At 63.1% G+C, this 18,633-nt stretch carries 21 protein-coding genes, 1 other RNA gene and 1 pseudogene; 12 read left to right on the forward strand and 11 right to left on the reverse strand.

The window, feature by feature from the left end:
• The first annotated feature begins 85 nt into the window (after positions 1-85).
• Positions 86-1,330 (forward strand): acyl-CoA dehydrogenase family protein, encoded by a 1,245-nt coding sequence (locus A3E77_RS13920; protein WP_293646961.1) that lies wholly within the window; start codon positions 86-88, stop codon positions 1,328-1,330.
• 89 nt (positions 1,331-1,419) lie between these two features.
• On the opposite strand, the gene map is transcribed toward A3E77_RS13920, so the two are convergent.
• The 3 genes from map to A3E77_RS13935 all read right to left on the reverse strand — a co-directional run bounded on the left by map (position 1,420) and on the right by A3E77_RS13935 (position 3,108).
• Complete coding sequence (gene map, locus A3E77_RS13925; protein WP_293646963.1) at positions 1,420-2,190, reverse strand: type I methionyl aminopeptidase; 771 nt, start codon at positions 2,188-2,190, stop codon at positions 1,420-1,422.
• Positions 2,187-2,393, reverse strand: coding sequence for a ParD-like family protein (locus A3E77_RS13930; RefSeq protein WP_293646965.1), 207 nt, complete (start codon positions 2,391-2,393; stop codon positions 2,187-2,189). Before A3E77_RS13930 ends, map begins: the two co-directional genes overlap by 4 nt.
• Before the next feature lie 91 nt (positions 2,394-2,484).
• A complete protein-coding gene (locus A3E77_RS13935) occupies positions 2,485-3,108 on the reverse strand; it encodes a cation transporter (protein ID WP_293646967.1) in 624 nt (207 codons plus the stop codon).
• A gap of 69 nt (positions 3,109-3,177) precedes the next feature.
• On the opposite strand from A3E77_RS13935, the gene A3E77_RS13940 reads away from it, so the two are divergent.
• Positions 3,178-3,588 carry a MerR family transcriptional regulator gene (locus A3E77_RS13940; protein WP_293646969.1) on the forward strand — a complete coding sequence of 137 codons (411 nt, stop codon included), beginning with the start codon at positions 3,178-3,180 and terminating at the stop codon, positions 3,586-3,588.
• Between the two features lie 76 nt (positions 3,589-3,664).
• Here the strand turns inward: A3E77_RS13940 and ssrA are convergent.
• Together ssrA and mscL are read right to left on the reverse strand one after the other, a co-directional pair.
• Positions 3,665-4,020, reverse strand: a transfer-messenger RNA (tmRNA) gene (gene ssrA, locus A3E77_RS13945).
• Positions 4,021-4,045: 25 nt separating this feature from the next.
• On the reverse strand, positions 4,046-4,468 hold the full coding sequence (mscL, locus tag A3E77_RS13950; protein WP_293646971.1) for a large conductance mechanosensitive channel protein MscL: 423 nt from the start codon (positions 4,466-4,468) through the stop codon (positions 4,046-4,048).
• A gap of 143 nt (positions 4,469-4,611) precedes the next feature.
• On the opposite strand from mscL, the gene A3E77_RS13955 reads away from it, so the two are divergent.
• The 4 genes from A3E77_RS13955 to A3E77_RS13970 all read left to right on the forward strand — a co-directional run bounded on the left by A3E77_RS13955 (position 4,612) and on the right by A3E77_RS13970 (position 7,391).
• Complete coding sequence (locus A3E77_RS13955) at positions 4,612-5,208, forward strand: LemA family protein (protein ID WP_293646973.1); 597 nt, start codon at positions 4,612-4,614, stop codon at positions 5,206-5,208.
• Position 5,209: 1 nt separating this feature from the next.
• Complete coding sequence (locus A3E77_RS13960) at positions 5,210-6,037, forward strand: TPM domain-containing protein (RefSeq protein WP_293646975.1); 828 nt, start codon at positions 5,210-5,212, stop codon at positions 6,035-6,037.
• Positions 6,038-6,049: 12 nt separating this feature from the next.
• Positions 6,050-6,730, forward strand: coding sequence for a TPM domain-containing protein (locus A3E77_RS13965; protein WP_293646977.1), 681 nt, complete (start codon positions 6,050-6,052; stop codon positions 6,728-6,730).
• A gap of 115 nt (positions 6,731-6,845) precedes the next feature.
• Positions 6,846-7,391, forward strand: coding sequence for an NUDIX hydrolase (locus A3E77_RS13970; protein WP_293646979.1), 546 nt, complete (start codon positions 6,846-6,848; stop codon positions 7,389-7,391).
• 114 nt (positions 7,392-7,505) lie between these two features.
• Here the strand turns inward: A3E77_RS13970 and A3E77_RS13975 are convergent, their stop codons facing one another.
• The 3 genes from A3E77_RS13975 to carB all read right to left on the reverse strand — a co-directional run bounded on the left by A3E77_RS13975 (position 7,506) and on the right by carB (position 12,052).
• Complete coding sequence (locus tag A3E77_RS13975; protein WP_293646981.1) at positions 7,506-8,141, reverse strand: rhomboid family intramembrane serine protease; 636 nt, start codon at positions 8,139-8,141, stop codon at positions 7,506-7,508.
• A 17-nt stretch (positions 8,142-8,158) separates the two neighbouring features.
• Positions 8,159-8,635: a transcription elongation factor GreA gene (greA, locus tag A3E77_RS13980; protein WP_293646983.1), complete on the reverse strand. Its 477-nt coding sequence runs from the start codon at positions 8,633-8,635 to the stop codon at positions 8,159-8,161.
• 96 nt (positions 8,636-8,731) lie between these two features.
• Positions 8,732-12,052: a carbamoyl-phosphate synthase large subunit gene (gene carB, locus A3E77_RS13985; protein ID WP_293646985.1), complete on the reverse strand. Its 3,321-nt coding sequence runs from the start codon at positions 12,050-12,052 to the stop codon at positions 8,732-8,734.
• A gap of 57 nt (positions 12,053-12,109) precedes the next feature.
• Here carB and A3E77_RS13990 point away from each other — a divergent pair, with 57 nt between their 5' ends.
• Entirely contained in the window at positions 12,110-12,379 is a 270-nt protein-coding gene (locus A3E77_RS13990; protein ID WP_293646987.1) for a FitA-like ribbon-helix-helix domain-containing protein, read from the forward strand.
• Positions 12,360-12,779, forward strand: a complete 420-nt coding sequence (locus A3E77_RS13995; RefSeq protein ID WP_458574456.1) for a PIN domain-containing protein — start codon at positions 12,360-12,362, stop codon at positions 12,777-12,779. The genes A3E77_RS13990 and A3E77_RS13995 overlap by 20 nt, the downstream gene beginning before the upstream one ends.
• Here the strand turns inward: A3E77_RS13995 and A3E77_RS19460 are convergent.
• The 3 genes and pseudogenes from A3E77_RS19460 to carA all read right to left on the reverse strand — a co-directional run.
• A pseudogene (locus tag A3E77_RS19460) lies at positions 12,766-12,879 on the reverse strand (carbamoyl phosphate synthase preATP-grasp domain-containing protein); the annotation flags it as partial. The gene A3E77_RS13995 and the pseudogene A3E77_RS19460 overlap by 14 nt on opposite strands.
• Positions 12,879-13,187, reverse strand: a complete 309-nt coding sequence (locus A3E77_RS14000) for a hypothetical protein (protein WP_293646991.1) — start codon at positions 13,185-13,187, stop codon at positions 12,879-12,881. The gene A3E77_RS14000 and the pseudogene A3E77_RS19460, both read right to left, overlap by 1 nt.
• Positions 13,184-14,458, reverse strand: coding sequence for a glutamine-hydrolyzing carbamoyl-phosphate synthase small subunit (gene carA, locus A3E77_RS14005; RefSeq protein ID WP_293646993.1), 1,275 nt, complete (start codon positions 14,456-14,458; stop codon positions 13,184-13,186). Before carA ends, A3E77_RS14000 begins: the two co-directional genes overlap by 4 nt.
• Positions 14,459-14,589: 131 nt before the next feature.
• Here carA and A3E77_RS14010 point away from each other — a divergent pair, with 131 nt between their 5' ends.
• The 4 genes from A3E77_RS14010 to A3E77_RS14025 form a co-directional block, all read left to right on the forward strand.
• Positions 14,590-15,042 (forward strand): GatB/YqeY domain-containing protein, encoded by a 453-nt coding sequence (locus A3E77_RS14010; RefSeq protein WP_293646995.1) that lies wholly within the window; start codon positions 14,590-14,592, stop codon positions 15,040-15,042.
• Positions 15,043-15,149: 107 nt separating this feature from the next.
• A complete protein-coding gene (locus tag A3E77_RS14015; RefSeq protein ID WP_293646997.1) occupies positions 15,150-15,536 on the forward strand; it encodes an endonuclease domain-containing protein in 387 nt (128 codons plus the stop codon).
• Positions 15,537-17,423: a DNA primase gene (gene dnaG, locus A3E77_RS14020; RefSeq protein ID WP_293646999.1), complete on the forward strand. Its 1,887-nt coding sequence runs from the start codon at positions 15,537-15,539 to the stop codon at positions 17,421-17,423.
• A 38-nt stretch (positions 17,424-17,461) separates the two neighbouring features.
• The coding region (locus tag A3E77_RS14025; RefSeq protein ID WP_293647001.1) for an RNA polymerase sigma factor region1.1 domain-containing protein at positions 17,462-18,633 on the forward strand (1,172 nt) is incomplete at its 3' end.

The following is an 18,633-nucleotide window of genomic DNA, read 5'->3' on the forward strand; positions in this document are numbered from 1 at the left end:
CGAATATCGAATATTCGGACCTATCATTTTCCTTGATAGCGTGGCGCGACTAGCCTTGCCGGTGACATCCCACTGGAGACTTGCCATGACCGAAATCGAACTTCAGGCCGAACTCAACGACCTTCGCATGTCGAAGGAGGCGCAGCCGCTGTTCGACGCGGTGAAACGCCATATCGCCGACAATGTCGATCCGATCACCGAAGAGTTTTTCCGGCTTGGCGAAAACCGGGCCGATCGCTGGAGCTGGGCGCCCGGACAGCTCGAATTGCTCGAAGGCGCCAAGACCAAGGCAAAGGCGGCGGGGCTGTGGAATTTCTTCCTGCCGCACGGCGACACGGGCACCCCGCTCAGCAACCTCGATTATGCCTATATCGCCGCCGAACTGGGCAAATCGCCGCTCGCCTCGGAATCGCTGAACTGCTCGGCGCCCGATACCGGCAATATGGAAGTGCTCGAAATGGTCGGCACCCCCGATCAGAAGGAACGCTGGCTCAAACCGCTCCTCAATGGCGAAATCCGTTCCGCCTATGTGATGACCGAACCCGGCGTCGCGTCGTCGGATGCCAGCAATCTGGAAACCAGCGCGGTGCTCCATGGCGACGAATGGGTCATCAACGGCGAGAAATATTTCATCAGCGGCGCCGGCGATCCGCGCTGCAAGATCCTGATCTGCATGCTCAAGACCAACCCCGAAGCGTCGCGCAAGGGACAGCATTCGCAAATACTGGTGCCGATGGACACGCCGGGGGTGCAGGTTTTGGGTCCGATGCGGGTGTTCGGGGCCGACCATGCGCCGCAAGGGCATATGCACATGCGCTTCGACAATGTCCGGGTGCCGAGGGACAATATCCTGCTGGGCGAGGGCCGCGGGTTCGAGATTTCGCAGATGCGCCTCGGCCCGGGCCGCATCCACCATTGCATGCGCACGATCGGCAAGGCCGAGGTCGCGCTCGACCTGATGGTCAAGCGCGGCAATTCGCGCACCGCCTTCGGCAAGCCGCTGTCGCAGCTCGGCAAGAATCTGGAGGTCATCGCGCGCGCGCGCGTCGAGATCGAGGCGATGCGCCTGATCGTGCTCAAGGCGGCGAAGGCGATGGACCTGCTCGGCAATCGCGAGGCGCGGGTGTGGGTCAGCATGGCAAAGGCCATGGTCCCCGAACGCGCGTGCCAGATCATCGACCAGGCGATCCAGATCCACGGCGCGACGGGCATTTCGCACTGGACGCCGCTCGCCGAACTATACGCCGACGTGCGCCACCTGCGCTTCGCCGACGGACCGGACGAGGTCCATTATATGGTGGTCGGACGCGACGAACTCGCGCGGCACTGACCCGGCTGGCGGCGCCTGCGGGCGCCGCCCCCGACCGCGCGCAAAACAGCGCCGCGCCGGGCAGCGGATGTGCGCGCTACGCCCGAAATTTAATGCGCATGCGCCCGCTCGTCGGCGCGCAAGGTCAACACGCGCGCGCCGTTGCGGGTGACCGCAACGGTGTGTTCAAACTGGGCCGACAATTTCCCATCCGCCGTCACGACCGTCCAGCCGTCGGCCAGCGTCCGCACCGATCGCCGTCCCTGATTGAGCATCGGTTCGATCGTGAACACCATGGCTTCGCGCAGCACGAGTCCGGTTCCGCGTCGGCCATAATGCAGGATTTGCGGCTCTTCGTGCATCTCACGCCCGATGCCATGCCCGCAATATTCGCGGACGATCGAATAGCCATGACGTTTGGCGTGGCGCTCGATCGCATGGCCGATGTCGCCCAGCCGCGCGCCGGGACGCACCGCAGCGATGCCTTTCCACATGGCGTCATAAGTGACCGAGACCAGCCGCCGCGCGGCCGGCGCGACATTGCCGATCAGAAAAGTCTTGCTGGAATCGGCAATATATCCACCCTTTTCCAGCGTGATGTCGAAATTGACGATGTCGCCGTCTGCCAGGATGTCGGTCGCCGACGGCACCCCGTGACAGACGACGTCATTGCGGGAACAGTTGAGCACATAGGCATAGCCATATTGCCCCTTGCTCGCCGGGCGGGCGGCCAGCCGGCGCACGATCAGTTCTTCGACCATGTCGTTCACCTCCATCGTCGACAGTCCGGCAAGCGCGACCGTGTCGAGATGGCCGAAGACCGAGGCGAGCAGGCGCCCGGCCTCCGCCATCAGTTCGATTTCCTGCGGCGATTTGGTCATGTCATCGCGCGCACATCGTCGAACCCGACGGCTTCGCGCAATTCGCGCGACGCCACCTGGTAAAAGGTCAGGCCGGGTTCCAGCTCACACAGCATCCCGATCCGAATCCAGAACGCCGCCTGTGCGTTGATCGAACGGCCCGACGCCTTGCACGCCTTGCGCAGCTGGTCATGCAGTTCATCGTCGATATTCACGATCCCCATCGCATCGCCCTTTCATACGAAACATATATGTTTCATATATTGGAAGCGGTCCGCGGGGTCAATCGGCAGGATGCTTTTCGCTGCGACGGGGTCAGGCCGGGCGCGCGGCAAGCTCGCTGCGCGCCTGCCGAAACACCTCGATGCTGCCCCAGATCGCCAGCGCCGCCATGATCGCCGCGACGATCAGGTCGGGCCAGCTTTGCCCGGTGCCGAACACCCCCAGCGCGGCGCCCATCACCGCGAGATTGCCGATCGCATCGTTGCGCGAACAGATCCACACCGACCGCATGTTCGCGTCGCCGGCGCGATAGCGAAAAAGCATCAGGGCCACTGCGACATTCGCGGCGAGCGCCAGCGCGCCGATCAGCCCCATCGTTTCGGCATGGGGGGTCGATCCGGCGAGGAACCCCCACACCGCCGATCCCAGAACCCACAAGCCAAAGGCCAGCATCGTCGCGGCTTTCAACAGGGCGGCGCGCGCGCGCCAGGCCAGCGCCATGCCCGCGACGCCCAGGCTGATCGCATAATTGGCGCTGTCCCCCAGAAAATCGAGCGCATCGGCTTGCAGCGCGCGCGAATCCGCCGCCACACCCGCGACGATCTCCACCGCGAACATCGCGGCGTTGACGATCAATGCGATCCACAGGACGCGACGCCATTTGGGATCGTTCAGCGCGGTCTTGCCACTTTTGCCGGCGCAGCATGAATCCGCCATCACCGAAATCTCCTGTCATTTTCGAGTCGGCATCCTATATGCACCCTGTAGCAACTACAGGGTCAAGCGATGAAAATCGGCGAACTGTCACGGGCGACCGGGACCAATATCGAAACCATCCGCTATTATGAGCGCATCGGCCTGCTTCCCGCGCCCGATCGCACCGCCGCCAATTATCGCAGCTATGGGGACGCGCATCGATCGCGGCTGAGCTTTGTGCGCCATTCGCGCGAACTGGGGTTCACGATCGACGAAATCCGCTCGCTGCTCGACCTGTCCGACGATCCGGCGCGCGATTGTGGCGAGGCGGATCGGATCGCGACGCGGCACCTGGAACAGGTTGAAGAAAAGATCGCCCAGCTCACGCTGCTACGGGACGAACTGACCCGCATCGTCGGGCGATGCCGCGGCGGCGTCGCCGCCGATTGCCGGGTGATCGAGGCGCTCGGCGACCATCGCCATTGCGAAAACGCGCATTGACGCGTCTGTGACTTTGGTCAGCAATGTCAGGGAATAAGGTGGGACGATTCTGTTGCCCGGCTCGTCCCCAGCCGCTGGTATCCGATTCTGTTGCCCGGTTCGGTCCGAACCGCGTTCTATTTGAATAACCTTAGGCCGTGAGGCTTATCGGTTACGCAGCCAGAGCGAGTGCTTCGTTATCGTTAGCACTTATAGTTTTGAGCCTTGAACGGGTTACTCAGCCCGGAAGAAAATATCGCCTTTGAACACACGTCGATCCTGGTTCGGCCCCGTCAGAAGCCCGCGCGCCCATCGAAGAAACGCGGGTTTGTGGTGGAGCCGCCGGGTACTGCCCCCGGGTCCGCTGTGTCTATTCCACGACACCATTTATCCTCATAGCCGATCGAAACCGGCACCTTGGATATAGGGGGCCCGCCCGCCGATGAAAAGGGCGGGCGTGCATTTCATCGCGGATTGATCACGGCCTTTTTTTCAGTTCGTCACGGATTTCGGTGAGGATGTCGATCTCGGTCGGACCGGCGGGCGCTTCCTCGGCCGGCTTGATGAACTTGCTCGCCTGCCGCACCAGCAGGAATACGACGAATGCCAGCAGCACGAAATTGATCACCGCGGTGACGAAGCTGCCCAGCGCCATGACATTTGCTCCGCTTGCCTTTGCTGCGGCCAGCGTCATGCCCTGAGTCACCTTCTCGCCGCCCGACAGCACCAGATATTTGTTGGTGAAATCGACCCCGCCGCCGGTGATGAAACCAATGAAGGGCATCAACACATCGTCGGTCAGCGATTTGACGATTGTCCCGAACGCCGCACCGATGATGACGCCAACGGCAAGCCCCATCACATTACCCTGGTTCAGGAATGCCTTGAAATCTTTGAACATATACCAACCCCTTTTGGCCGCTTCGCCTGTCGTTCGACCGTGCCTGATGCGATTATCGGCGTCAATGATTGCGGCGAGCGAAGCGTCTTACTATATTAAACCAGTTGCGCGGCACCGTGCCGCGCGGAGGGAGACCGAAGACCATGACCTTGCGTTCAGCCCGATGGATGATTGTGCCGGTTGCCGCGCTGTCCCTGTCCGCTTGCGGCATCAACAGCGTTCCCACCAAGGAAGAGGCGGCCAAGGCCAAATGGGCCAATGTCGAAGCGGCATATCAGCGCCGCGCCGACCTGATCCCCAATCTGGTCGAAACCGCAAAAGGCGCTTCGCAGATCGAGCAATCGACCCTCGAAGGCGTCATGCAGGCGCGCGCGTCGGCCACGCAGATCAAGCTGAGCACCGACGATCTCAACAGCCCGGAAAAGGTGCAGGCATTCCAGCAGGCCCAGGGACAAGTGACGGGTGCGCTCGGCCGCTTGATGGCGACGGTCGAAGCCTATCCGACGCTGGCAAGCCAGGCGCGCTTTGCCGACCTGATGACCCAGCTCGAAGGCACCGAGAACCGCATCAACGTGTCGGTCCAGGATTATAATGGCGCGGTGCAGGATTATAACACGACGATCCGCACCTTCCCCGACATCATCGGCGCCAAGATTGTTCATGGCGCGCAGCCGATGACGCCCTATCGCGCGGTCACCCCCAACGCCAACCAGGCGCCGAAGGTCGACTTCGGACAATAAGGTGGGCGCGCCCACCCTGCTCCGTTCGTTCGCAGCAGCAGTCCTGTCGGGACTGCTGCTGACGGCGGCTCCGACAGCGGCGCAGAGCTTTCCGAAGCTCGCCGGCAATCCCGTCGTCGATCAGGCGGATATCATTCCCGCCCCGGCGGAAGCCGCGCTCAACGCGCAGTTGCTCGATCTACAGCAAAAGACCGGCCACCAGCTCGTGGTCGCAACGGTCAACGACCTCGAAGGCAATGATGTCGCCGACTATGGTTATCGGCTGGGCCGCGAATGGCAGATCGGTGACAAGGAAAAGGACGACGGCGTCGTTTTCCTGATCGCGCCGAACGAGCGTCGGATGAATATCTCGGTCGGCTATGGCCTCGAACCGATCCTGACCGACGCCTTGTCGGGCCGGATCATCCGCGACGTGGTGACCCCGAAATTCAAGGCGGGCGACATGCCCGGCGGCATTCAGGATGGCGTGAATGCGATCGCGCAGCAGATCCAGCTGGCGCCCGAAGAAGCGGCGGCGCGCGCCGCGGCGGCCGACAAGGCCGAACGCAACCGCGCCGACGACGGCGACTGGGGCGGCCTCTTCTTCATCGGCTTCATCGTCTTTTTCTTTTTCATCCTGCCGATGCTCACCAGCCTGGGGCGGCGCGGCAAGAAGCGCCGCAAGCATAGCCCGTGGGGCGCACCGATTGTCATCTGGGGCGGCGACGATGATGATTGGGGCGGCTGGGGTGGCGGCGGTTCGTCGTGGGGCGGTGGCGGCGGCGGCTTCGGCGGCTTTTCCGGCGGCGGCGGATCGTTCGGGGGCGGCGGCGCCTCGGGCGGCTGGTAGGGGGATGCGGCCATGAAAGTCAGTCACGTCAGCGAAGCCGACCATGATCTGGTCACCGCCGCAGTTGCGGCAGCCGAAGCGGCAACGAGCGGCGAGATCGTCACCGTCGTCGCGGCGAAATCGAACGATTATGACGATGTCGCGCTCGTCTGGGCGAGCATCATCGCCTTCCTCGCCATGTCGGTGATCGCGCTGTTCCCCGAATTTTATCGCGGCCTGTACGACCGGCTGACGGGCGGCTGGGGACATGAACTGACGGCCAATCAATGGCTGGGGACGGTCATCGCGATCGGCGTGCTCAAATGGATCGGCACCTGGCTGATCCTGCTGTGGCGTCCGCTGCGGATGGCGCTGACCCCGCGCGCGATCAAGGCGCAGCGCGTCCGTGCGCGCGCGATCGACCTGTTCAAGGTCGGGACCGAAGGAAAAACCACCGGCCGCACCGGGGTGCTGCTTTACCTCAGCCTCAAGGAACATCGCGCCGATATCGTCGCCGACGAAGCCATCGCCGCAAAAGTGTCCGCGGAGGTGTGGGGTGACGCGATGGCGGCGCTGATCGCGCGGGTGCGCGCCGGGCAGCCCGGCGCCGGAATGGCCGAGGCGGTGCGCCAGATGGGCGTCGTGCTGGCGGAGCATTTCCCGCGAGGCAGCGAGAACCCGAACGAACTCCCCGACCGCCTGATCGAATTATAGCGTTCCCTTTTTCGGTTTGCGCTGAGCTTGTCGAAGCCCCGTTTTTCGTTCTAACGTCCAAAGAAAGAACGGCCCTTCGACAAGTTCGGGGCGAACGGATTTGAAAGGACATGCCGTGCCCCGCCCTGCCCCCGACACCCCCATCGAGACGCGGTGGGAGGGCCGCTTTATCACAGTCAAGCAGCAGGGGACGTGGGAATATGTCTCGCGCTCGCGCGGCATCCACGCCGCCGTTATCCTCGCCATCGACGATGCGCCCGATGGCCGCCACATCATCCTCGTCGAACAATATCGCGTGCCGTTGAAGGTCCATTGTCTCGAACTGCCCGCCGGGCTGGTCGGCGACGATACCGCAGGCGAAGCCTCCGAAGTCGCGGCGCAGCGCGAATTGGAGGAAGAAACCGGCTATCGCGCCCAGCACTGGCGCACCGTCGGCGAATTCTACAGCTCGCCGGGAATGGTCAGCGAAAGCTTCACCCTGTTGATGGCGACCGGATTGACCAAGGTCGGCAACGGCGGCGGGGTCGACGGCGAAGATATCACCGTTCACCGCGTGCCGCTCGCCGCTATCGCCGATTTCGTCGCGGCGAAGCGTGCCGAGGGGTGCGGAATCGACGTGCGGGTGGCGATGCTGCTGGCGGGTGGGTTGTTGAAGGAATAGTTTGGTTCGGTCGCTTACCGGTCTTTCCTTCATCGTCATCCCGTATCAAGTCCGGGATGAAGAAAGTAAGAAACAACTTATCCCGGCGCGCCCCTTTGCGACGGCGACATGGCCCTAGCGCGCGCCGAAGCGCCAGCGGAGTAGCGGCCGCGCGAGGAACAGGCCGGCAAGGAAGCCGCCGACATGTGCCCAGATGGCGACCGCGCCGAACCCGCCGCCGCCCGCAAAGCCGATCAGGAGCTGGAGGCCGATCCACGCCGCGGCGAGCCACAGCGCCCGCACCCAGTGGCCGGGGATCGGTCCGATTGCGGCAGCCCGCGACCGGCTGAAGATCAAGGCGAAAACCGCGATCAATGCCGAAATCGCCCCGCTCGCGCCGATCATCGGCACCGCCGAGGCCGGGTCGGCAAGATATTGCGCCAGTGCACCGCCATAGGCGCCAGCGACGAGCAGCACCGCCATCGCCTTCGATCCCAGCGGCGCTTCGAGCTGGCGACCGATGAACAGCAGCACCAGGACGTTGAAGACGATGTGAAGCACCCCGCCGTGCAGCAATGCCGACGACAGCGGCGTCAGTGCAAAAGGCACCATCGCCCCCGGCGGCAGGATCAGGTCGGTCCCCAGGCGCGCGGGGATAAAGCCCCCGCGCACGATCGCGTCGATCTGGAACCCGGTGATCGACAACAGGACAAAAATGATGACGCAGGCGAGCGCATAGCCCGTGACCAGAGGCGCGTCCTGCGGTTTCATCGCCGTCCGCCCGCCCGTCAGATGAATTCGATCTTCGTCACCAAATAATATTTGTCGCCCGCCGGGACGGTGACTTCGATCTCGTCATCGACGCGGCGCCCGATCAGCGCGCGACCGAGCGGCGAATTATAGCTGATCTTGCCATCCTTCGCGTCGGCTTCGGCCTGCCCGACGATCTGATACTTTACCGGCTTGTCGTCCTCGTCGGCGAGGGTGACGGTCGCGCCGAACACGATGCGGTCGCCCGACAGCGTCGTCGGGTCGATGACCTGCGCGCGCGACAATTTGTCTTCCAGGTCACCGATCGTCGCTTCGACCTGGCCCTGGCGTTCCTTCGCCGCGTGATATTCGGCATTTTCCGAAAGGTCGCCGTGGGCCCGCGCTTCCTCGATCGCATCGACGATCAGCGGTCGCTCGGCTTTGAGTGCCGAGAGCTGCGTGCTCAGCTTCTCATAGCCTTCTGCCAGCATCGGCACCTTTTCAACGCTTGCCATTATCCTGTTGTCCTTCGTCAATAATCCTGCCTCGGCGGTTTAGCGCCGGGCGGCTGAGCCGCTGTGTCCATCAATGTCGGGAGGTGGAGCGGTCCTTCAATAATAGTCCTGAAGCGGCTTTACTTCAAGACTGTGCGCGCGCAGCGCCCCGATCGCCTGCGTCGCCGCATCGCTTGCCGCGGCGGTCGTGTAATAGGCGATATCGGCGGCGAGCGCCGAGGCGCGGATCGACTGCGAATCCTGCAACGACTGCCAACCTTCGGTCGTGTTGAAGATCAGCTGCACATCGCCATCCTTGATCCGGTCGACGATATGCGGGCGGCCTTCGGCAACCTTGTTGACGCGCTCGACCTCGATGCCCTGCTCCGCCAGATAGTCGGCGGTGCCGCCGGTCGCGATGACCTTCCAACCCCATGCCGTCAACTGGCGCACCGCGCCGATGATGCGCGGCTTGTCGCTGTCCTTGACCGACACGAACACGCGGCCATCGGTGGGCAGGCGGTCGCCCGCGCCAAGCTGCGCCTTCGCGAAAGCGAGGTTGAAATTGCGATCGATTCCCATGACTTCGCCGGTGGACTTCATTTCGGGGCTTAGCACCGGGTCGGTGCCGGGGAAGCGCGCAAAGGGGAACACCGCTTCCTTGACCGCGACATGCGCGATGTCTCGGTTGATCTTTGGCAGATCGGCCAGCTTCTCGCCCGCCATCACGCGCGCCGCGATCTTGGCGATCGGCGAACCCACCGCCTTGGCGACGAAGGGCACCGTGCGGCTGGCGCGCGGGTTGACCTCGATCAGGTAAACCTCGTCGCCCTTCACGGCGAACTGGATGTTCATCAGCCCGCGGACATCCAGCGCGCGCGCCAGCGCCTCGGTCTGCCGCTCGATTTCGGCAACAATCTCGGCCGACAAGCTGTAGGGCGGGATCGAACAGGCGCTGTCGCCCGAATGGACCCCGGCTTCCTCGATATGCTGGAGCACGCCCGCGACGACCACGTCGACACCGTCGCACAAAGCGTCGACATCGACCTCGATCGCATCACGCAAATAACGGTCGATCAACACCGGGCTGTCCCCCGACACCTGGACCGCGGTCTCGATATAATTTTCGAGCTGCGCCTGGTCGTCGACGATCTCCATCGCCCGGCCGCCGAGCACATAGGAGGGGCGCGTCAGCACCGGATAACCGATGCGCGCCGCGACCGCGACGGCCTCCTCGCGGCTGCGCGCGATGCCGTTTTCGGGTTGTTTCAGGCCCAGTTTATTGACCAGCGCCGCGAACCGCTCGCGGTCTTCGGCCAGGTCGATCGCGTCGGGCGAGGTGCCGAGGATCGGGATGCCCGCGTCGGACAAGGCCTGTGCCAGTTTCAGTGGCGTCTGCCCGCCGAATTGCACAATCACGCCGACCAGTTCGCCCTTCGACATTTCGACATGCAGGATTTCCAGCACATCCTCGGCGGTCAGCGGCTCGAAATAGAGGCGATCCGACGTGTCATAATCGGTCGACACCGTTTCCGGGTTACAGTTGACCATGATCGTTTCATAGCCGGCCTCTTCCAATGCGAAGCAGGCGTGACAGCAGCAATAATCGAACTCGATCCCCTGCCCGATCCGGTTCGGTCCGCCGCCAAGGATGACGACTTTCTTGCGCTCGCTGGGGTTCGCCTCATTTTCAGGCTCGCCAAAGGTCGGGGCCTCATAGGTCGAATAAAGATAGGGCGTCTTGGCCGCAAATTCGGCGGCGCAGGTGTCGATCGTCTTGAAGACGGGCCGCACGCCCAGCTTGTGGCGCAGCGCGCGCACTTCGGCCTCGGTCACGCCGCCGGTCATTGCCTTTACGGCCTCATGGATCAGCCCGCTGCCGCGCGCGGTCGCACGGCGCGTTCCGGGCTGAAGGTTCGCGGACTGGAGCGCCAGATAGGCCAGCCTTTTGTCCGAAAAGCCCATGGCTTTGAGCTTGCGCAGCCCTTCGGCGTCACGCGGCAGGCCGTTCTTGCACACGTCCTGCTCGGCCTCGACGATCTCGGCGATGCGTTCGAGGAACCACATGTCGTAACCCGCGACGCGGTTGATCTCCGACAAGGGCAGCCCTTCGCGGATCGCCTGCGCGGCGTTGAGCAGCCGGTCGGGGGTGCGCTGCGCCAGCTCGCTGCGCAGCTGGTCATGGCTCGCGCCCTTCAGCCGCTCGACGAAGTTGAAACCCGAAAGCCCCGTCTCCAGCCCGCGCAGCGCCTTTTGCATCGATTCATGGATCGTGCGGCCGATCGCCATCACTTCGCCGACCGATTTCATCGCGGTCGACAGCGTCGCCTCGGCGCCCTTGAACTTCTCGAAGGCGAAGCGCGGGATCTTGGTCACGATATAATCGATGGTCGGCTCGAACGACGCCGGGGTGACCCCGGTGATGTCGTTCATAATCTCGTCGAGCGTGTAACCGACCGCCAGCTTCGCCGCGACCTTGGCGATCGGGAAGCCCGTCGCCTTCGACGCGAGCGCCGACGAGCGCGACACGCGCGGGTTCATCTCGATCACGATCAGGCGGCCGTCGGCGGGATTGACCGCGAACTGGACGTTCGATCCGCCCGTTTCGACCCCGATCTCACGCAGCACCGCGATGCTCGCGTTGCGCATGATCTGATATTCCTTGTCGGTCAGCGTCAGCGCCGGCGCGACGGTGATGCTGTCGCCGGTGTGGACGCCCATCGGATCGACATTTTCGATCGAGCAGATGATGATGCAATTGTCCTTGCGGTCGCGGACCACCTCCATCTCATATTCTTTCCAGCCGAGGAGCGATTCCTCGATCAGGACTTCGGTGGTCGGCGAAGCGATCAGGCCGCCGCGGACGATCTGCTCGAACTCCTCGCGGTTGTACGCGATGCCGCCGCCGGTGCCGCCCATGGTGAAACTGGGGCGGATGATCGACGGCAGGCCGGTGCGTTCGAGCACCGCGAACGCCTCGTCGAGCGTGTGCGCGATGCCCGAGCGCGCGCTTTCCAGCCCGATCTTGTCCATTGCGTCGCGGAACTTGATCCGGTCCTCGGCCTTGTCGATCGCCTCGGCATCGGCGCCGATCATCTCGACGCCATATTTGGTCAGCGTGCCGTCGTTGAACAGCGCCAGCGCGGTGTTGAGCGCGGTCTGTCCGCCCATCGTCGGCAGCACCGCATCGGGGCGCTCCTTCGCGATGATCTTCGCGACGATCTCGGGCGTGATCGGTTCCACATACGTCGCGTCGGCGAGGTCGGGATCGGTCATGATCGTCGCCGGGTTGGAGTTGACGAGGACGATGCGATAGCCCTCCTCCTTCAACGCCTTGATCGCCTGCGTCCCCGAATAATCAAACTCGCACGCCTGACCGATAACGATCGGGCCGGCGCCGATGACGAGGATGGATTTTATGTCGGTTCTTTTGGGCATTGCCTACTTCGCTATCATTGCATACATTGATTGCATTGCAATCACGGGAGAACGGTGATGGGTGCGGTGACGATCCGGAACCTCGACGACACGGTCAAACACAACGCCAGACTGGCCGCGGCGGCGAATGGCCGATCGCTGGAGGCTGAACTGCGCGCGCTGCTGGAGCGTACCTATGCCGGTGCGCAAGACGAACGTGCCGCGCGCATTCGGGCGATGAGCGGACGGGAGTTTGTCGAGCATCTGGTCAAGGTCGCGAACGGCGCCGAACTCGAATTGCCCGAGCGAACCGTTGACCCGCATCGGGATGTCTTCGGTGCTGATTGACACCAACGTCTGGAGCGAATTGTCCAAAGCCCGTCCGGACCAGAGCGTCAATGATTTCATATCGCACCATTTCGAAGATGCTTGGCTGTCAGCCCTTGTTCTTGGTGAAGTGCGATATGGCATTGCGCGACTGACCGATACGGCGCGGCGCGAGCGGCTCGTTACCTGGTTTGATGACCTTACGTTCCGGCTGGAGGAACGAACCCTCAACTTCGACGCCAACGACGCCCAAGCGTATGCCGACGTCAAGGCCCGGCTTGCCGCAGCCGGGACGTTGATTGCCGAACTCGACATGCTCATCGCCGCACAGGCCATCGCCGCGGGCATGCCGCTCGTCACGCGCAACCTGTCGGACATGGAAAGAACGGGCGCCACCATCATCAACCCTTGGCAGCCTTGATCGTCTGTGTCCCCATATAGTCGAACTCGCACGCCTGACCGATAACGATCGGGCCGGCGCCGATGACGAGGATGGATTGGATGTCGGTTCTTTTGGGCATTATTTTTGTTCTTCTGCTACGTATGCTTCGTTGCCGACGAAGCCGAGTTTGATGTGGTTCGCGAATTGGGGCTTCTTCAGTTCGCGGAAAACACAATCGAGGGTTTCATATTTCGCATCGGGTGATGGCGGGTCCATCGTTACCTGGTCGTCGCCTTCCAACTTGAGCGTGCCTGGAGTTGCGCCACACAGCTTTTCAACCTCAGACAAAGCCAACTTCAATTTTTCGGTTTGGACGTTCGCGGGCGTCGCCGCACAGCCCGTCAGCGCGAGTAAGGGAACGACTACCGACGCGACGCGACGTTTCACTTCAGCCCACCCACAAACGTCTCGAACAGATAGAAGCTGTCCTGCGGCCCCGGGCTCGCCTCGGGGTGGTATTGCACGCTGAACGCGTTCTTCCCCGTGATCGCGATGCCGCAGTTCGATCCGTCGAACAGGCTCTTGTGCGTCTCGACCACGCCCGCGGGCAGCGTCGCCGCATCGACCGCGAAGCCGTGGTTCATGCTGGTGATCTCGACCACGCCGTCGGAGAAATCGCCGCCGACGCGCTGCACCGGATGGTTCGCGCCGCGGTGGCCCTGATGCATCTTGACCGTTTTCGCGCCCGCGGCGAGCGCGAGCAGCTGGTGGCCGAGGCAGATGCCGAAGATCGGGACATTGCGTTCGAGCAGCCCCTTGATCACCGGCACCGCATAGTCGCCCGTCGCCGCCGGGTCGCCGGGGCCGTTCGACAGGAACACCCCCGCGGGGCGCAGCGCGACAATCTCTTCGAGGCTGGTTTTTGCGGGCACCACGGTGACGCGCGCGCCGGCCTTGACCAAATTGCGGAAGATATTGTCCTTCGCGCCATAATCGACCGCGACGACGTGGGGTTTCTTGTCTCCCTCCCGCTCGCGGGAGGGGTTAGGGGTGGGCATTTCGGCAAGCGTCGGTTCGGAATTCGGCCCACCCTCGACCCCTCCCGCAAGCGGGAGGGGGGAATTGGCATAGCCCTTACCGAGCGCCCAAACCCCCGCATCCCATTCACCCTGCCGCTCGCGCGTCACCGTCTTGGCGAGGTCCATGCCCTCCAGTCCCGGCCAGCCCTGTGCCAGCATCAACAGCTTGTCGATGTCGAACTTGCCTTCGGGATGATGCGCGACCACGCCGGTCGGCGCGCCCCCATCCCGGATGCGCCGCGTCAGCGCGCGCGTGTCGATACCGGCGAGGCCGATCAGCCCCTGCGCCGCCATCCATTCGGGCAGCGTCTGGACACTGCGAAAATTGCTGGGCAGCGTCGGAAGCTCGCGGGTGATGCACCCGATCGCCGCACGCTTGTCGCGCTCCATGTCTTCGGGATTGGCGCCGACGTTGCCGATATGCGGAAAGGTAAAGGTGATGATCTGCCCCGCATAAGACGGGTCGGTCAGGATTTCCTGATAGCCGGTCATCGCGGTGTTGAAACAAATCTCGCCCACACCTGCACCGGCCGCGCCATAACCGACGCCCCACAGGATCGTGCCATCGGCAAGGACGAGGACGCCGGTGGCGCCCGAGGGCTGGACCGCAGGCGCGGCAGAGGGGTTGGCAGGTGCCATTCAACATGCTCCGGACGGGGGGCTAAACGGCCGACCAAGTAGGCGGCAAAAAAGTGATTCACAAGCTATCGGATTATGAATCTTCCCGCTAGAGAGGGTCTTTCCGAAATTTGAGAGCCATGGGGACACGCATGATTCGTGACGACATCAAGGCTGCGCAGGTTGCCGCGATGAAAGCCGGCGACAAGGCGCGTCTGGGCACCATCCGGCTGATGCTGGCAAAGATCAAGGACAAGGACATTGAACTCCGCACCGGCACCGCGCCGGCCGACGACGATGTGCTGGTCACCGACGTCTTGCAGAAAATGGTCAAGCAGCGCCGCGAATCGATCGCCATGTACGAACAGGGCAATCGCCAGGAACTGGCGGACATCGAGGCGGCCGAAGTCGCCGTGATCGAGGATTTCCTGCCCGCGCAGCTTTCCGATGAAGAAGCGACGGCCGCGATCAAGGCGATCGTCGTCGAGCTGGGCGCAGAGAGCCTGAAAGACATGGGCAAGGTGATGGCCGCGGTGAAGGACCGGCTTGGCAGCCAGCTCGACATGAGCAAGGCAAGCGGATGGGTGAAGGGGGCTTTGTCCTAAGGAGGCATGCCCTCCCCTAGCCCTTCCCATAAATGGGAGGGGGATTGATTGGGCCGCTAACGCATATTCTCCCCTCCCGCTTGCGGGAGGGGTCGGGGGAGGGCCTGTTGGATAAGGGCTACAAACGACCCACCGGGCGCTCTCGCGAACTCCGCAACAACGCGACCGAGGCGGAACGGAAACTCTGGATCCAAATCAGCGCCCGCAAGCTTGCAGGCGTGCGCTTCAATCGCCAGTTCCCTATCGGGCCATTCATCTGCGATTTCGTTTCCCGCACGGCCAAGCTAGTGATCGAAGTCGATGGCGGGCAACACGCGGTTGATGTAGAAAAAGACCAATCGCGCACAGCCTTTCTGGAAGCACAGGGATATCGGGTGATCCGGTTCTGGAACAATGATGTGGTGGAACGGATCGAGGGCGTCGTGAGCGAGATCGAGCGTGTGCTTGCGGACATGCCCTCCCCCGACCCCTCCCGCAAGCGGGAGGGGAGTTAAGTGACCCTCACCCCGCAATGGCTGGACGAACTGCGCGCGCGCGTCACGCTGTCGACCCTCATCGGCCGCACCGTGAAGGTCACGCGCGCCGGGCGCGAGTATAAAGCCTGCTGCCCCTTCCATAACGAAAAGACGCCCAGCTTCACGATCAACGACGAAAAGGGCTTCTACCACTGCTTCGGGTGCAGCGCGCATGGCGATGCGATCCGCTGGATGACCGACCAGCGCGGGCTGTCGTTCATGGACGCGGTGAAGGAACTCGCCGCCGAGGCCGGCATGGACGTCCCCGCCGCCGACCCGCGCGCCGCGAAAAAGGCCGAGGAGGCGGCGAGCCTGCGCGATGTCGTACAGGGCGCGGCCGACTGGTTCACCCAGCAGCTCGGCAGCAGCAACGGCGCCCCGGCGCGCGAATATCTCGCCAAGCGCGGGATTTCGGAGGCGACGCGCAAGACGTTCGGTTTCGGCCTCGCGCCCGACAGCCGCAGCGCATTGAAGGAAGCGCTCAAGAAATTCCCCACCGCGATGCTCGTCGAATCGGGGATGCTGATCGCGGTCGATGACAAGGAACCGTACGACCGCTTCCGCGGCCGCCTGATGATCCCGATCCGCGACGCGCGCGGGCGCGTGATCGCCTTCGGCGGGCGCATCTTGGGCGACGGCGAGCCCAAATATCTGAACTCGCCCGACACGCCTTTGTTCGACAAGGGGCGCGTTCTCTACAATCTCGACAAAGCCAGCCCTGCGTCGCGGCAGACGAACCGGATCATCGTCGTCGAAGGCTATATGGACGTCATCGCGCTCGCCGAGGCAGGGATCGCCGACGCGGTCGCGCCGCTCGGCACCGCGCTGACCGAGGCGCAGCTGGGGCTGATCTGGCGGATGGTGCCGGTGCCGATCCTCTGCTTCGATGGCGATGCGGCGGGACAGAAAGCGGCGATGCGCGCCGCGATGCGCGCGCTCCCCCTGCTCCGTCCCGGTTTCAGCCTTGCCTTTGCGACGCTGCCGGCGGGGCAGGACCCCGACGACATCGTTCGCGCCAGGGGGGCCGAAGGGTTCAATGCGATCCTTGAAGACACGCAGCCGCTGGTCGAACGGCTGTGGGCGCATGAGGTCAGCGCCGGTCCGCTCGCGACCCCGGAGGAACGGGCAGCGCTCAAGACGCGGCTGCTCGCACACGCCGATGCGATCGAGGATGCCGACGTCCGCCACCATTATCGCGAAGCATTCCGCGAGCGGCTCGATGCCCTGTTCGCCCGGCAACGCCCGGAGCGGCCGCAGCGCCAGCCGTGGACGCCGAACCCGCCGCGCGGCGGATCCTATGGCGGCAACCGGCGCTTTGTCCCCGATCCGCGGCTGCAACCTCCGGCGGATGAGACGCGTTCCATCGGACAGGCCGGAATTGCGGCGCCATTGATCGCCGCCCTGATCGGCGGCCTGCTCCGCTATCCGGGCATTATTCGACGCCATGACGAGGAGTTGGCAAGGCTTGCGATCGGTGACCCGCAGGATGCGGAACTGCTCGATGCGATGCTTGACATCGGCCTGCGGCAAGAAGGGCTTGATTGCGAGGGCTTGCTTGCCATATTGGAGCCAATGAAAGTGTATAATAGGGCGACGACATTGCTCCGAGCCGATGGAATGCACTTCTCATTCAATCGCTCGCCGAAAAAGAATGAGGCTATCGATCATAATCGGGCGCAGAGGGAGCTTTCCGAGTTTATCTCTCTCGTAAATACGCAGGCGGAGCTGAAAATGCGTCGTTTGCACGCCGACGAGATCGCAAGAGCCAGACTCGATGAACAGTCCATCGCCGAGCAGCAACGGCTGCGAGCGATGGATGAAGACCTGATGCACCGGCTTCAGGCGCTGCGCGAAGGCAGCGTCTAGAACCGAAACCACTTATTGCCCCAAGGCAAGGAACAAGAATGGCTACCAAAAGCACCGCCGCCGAAACCGACACCGACGCTCCGCTGATCGACCTGAACGAGGCCGATGTCAAAAAGCTGATCGCGCGCGGCAAGAAGCGTGGTTACCTGACCTATGACGAACTGAATGCGGCGCTGCCGCAGGATGAGATGTCGTCGGAGCAGATCGAGGACATCATGTCGGCCATTTCCGACATGGGCATCAACATCGTCGAAAGCGACGAGGATGTGCAGGAAGAAGCCGATCAGGAAACCGACGACGAAGTCGACGTCAGCGCCGGTACGGGTTCGGTGTCGAACCCCGCGATCGAAAAGAAAAAGGAAACGGTCGATCGCACCGACGATCCCGTTCGCATGTATCTGCGCGAAATGGGCGCGGTCGAACTGCTCAGCCGTGAAGGCGAAATCGCAATCGCCAAGCGCATCGAGGCGGGTCGCGACACGATGATCCTGGGCCTTTGCGAAAGCCCGCTGACCTTCAACGCGATCATCGACTGGTCGACTGCGCTGAACAATGGCGACATGCAGCTGCGCGAGATCGTCGATCTGGAAGCGATGCTGTCGAAGGACCCGGCACCCGAAAACCTCGACGAGGAGGGTGCCGAGGACGACGGCGAAATCAGCGAAAAGACCGCCGGCGTCTCGTTCAAGGACGAAGATGAGGTCGAGGAAGAACCCGCCGCCGACGGCGACGACGAGGACGGCGAAGGATCGTCGGGCAAGCGTGAGAGCTTCGAGGAAGACGAAGAAGACAACACGCTCAGCCTCGCCGCGATGGAAGAGTTGCTGAAGCCCGACGCGCTCGAAAAATTCGCCAACATCACCAAAAGCTTCAAGGCCTTTTCCAAGCTTCAGGAAGCGCGGCTTGAATCGCTTTCGGGCGGCGAGGAATTTCCCGCGGCGTCGGAAAAGAAATATCACAAGCTGCGCGAGGAGCTGACCGCGCAGGTCGAAAGCGTGCAGTTCCACGGCACCAAGATCGAATATCTCGTCGACCAGCTTTACAGCTATAATCGCCGCCTGACCGCGCTCGGCGGCCAGATGCTGCGCCTTGCCGAGCGTCACAAGGTGCCGCGCAAGTCGTTCCTCGACAATTATGTCGGGCGCGAGCTGGAAGAAAACTGGCTCGACGACGTCGGCTCGATCGACAAGAAATGGGCTGCCTTCGCCGA

The organism is Sphingopyxis sp. RIFCSPHIGHO2_12_FULL_65_19, from assembly GCF_001830555.1.
Classification (GTDB): Bacteria; Pseudomonadota; Alphaproteobacteria; order Sphingomonadales; family Sphingomonadaceae; genus Sphingopyxis.

Excerpts from the sequence above, each read along its gene's own strand:
- A3E77_RS13920 (WP_293646961.1), top strand. The coding sequence starts at position 86 with ATGACCGAAATCGAACTTCAGGCCGAACTCAACGACCTTCGCATGTCG.
- map (WP_293646963.1), bottom strand. The coding sequence starts at position 2,190 with ATGACCAAATCGCCGCAGGAAATCGAACTGATGGCGGAGGCCGGGCGC.
- A3E77_RS13930 (WP_293646965.1), bottom strand. The coding sequence starts at position 2,393 with ATGGGGATCGTGAATATCGACGATGAACTGCATGACCAGCTGCGCAAG.
- A3E77_RS13935 (WP_293646967.1), bottom strand. The coding sequence starts at position 3,108 with ATGGCGGATTCATGCTGCGCCGGCAAAAGTGGCAAGACCGCGCTGAAC.
- A3E77_RS13940 (WP_293646969.1), top strand. The coding sequence starts at position 3,178 with ATGAAAATCGGCGAACTGTCACGGGCGACCGGGACCAATATCGAAACC.
- mscL (WP_293646971.1), bottom strand. The coding sequence starts at position 4,468 with ATGTTCAAAGATTTCAAGGCATTCCTGAACCAGGGTAATGTGATGGGG.
- A3E77_RS13955 (WP_293646973.1), top strand. The coding sequence starts at position 4,612 with ATGACCTTGCGTTCAGCCCGATGGATGATTGTGCCGGTTGCCGCGCTG.
- A3E77_RS13965 (WP_293646977.1), top strand. The coding sequence starts at position 6,050 with ATGAAAGTCAGTCACGTCAGCGAAGCCGACCATGATCTGGTCACCGCC.
- A3E77_RS13975 (WP_293646981.1), bottom strand. The coding sequence starts at position 8,141 with ATGAAACCGCAGGACGCGCCTCTGGTCACGGGCTATGCGCTCGCCTGC.
- greA (WP_293646983.1), bottom strand. The coding sequence starts at position 8,635 with ATGGCAAGCGTTGAAAAGGTGCCGATGCTGGCAGAAGGCTATGAGAAG.
- carB (WP_293646985.1), bottom strand. The coding sequence starts at position 12,052 with ATGCCCAAAAGAACCGACATAAAATCCATCCTCGTCATCGGCGCCGGC.
- A3E77_RS13990 (WP_293646987.1), top strand. The coding sequence starts at position 12,110 with ATGGGTGCGGTGACGATCCGGAACCTCGACGACACGGTCAAACACAAC.
- A3E77_RS13995 (WP_458574456.1), top strand. The coding sequence starts at position 12,360 with ATGTCTTCGGTGCTGATTGACACCAACGTCTGGAGCGAATTGTCCAAA.
- carA (WP_293646993.1), bottom strand. The coding sequence starts at position 14,458 with ATGGCACCTGCCAACCCCTCTGCCGCGCCTGCGGTCCAGCCCTCGGGC.
- A3E77_RS14010 (WP_293646995.1), top strand. The coding sequence starts at position 14,590 with ATGATTCGTGACGACATCAAGGCTGCGCAGGTTGCCGCGATGAAAGCC.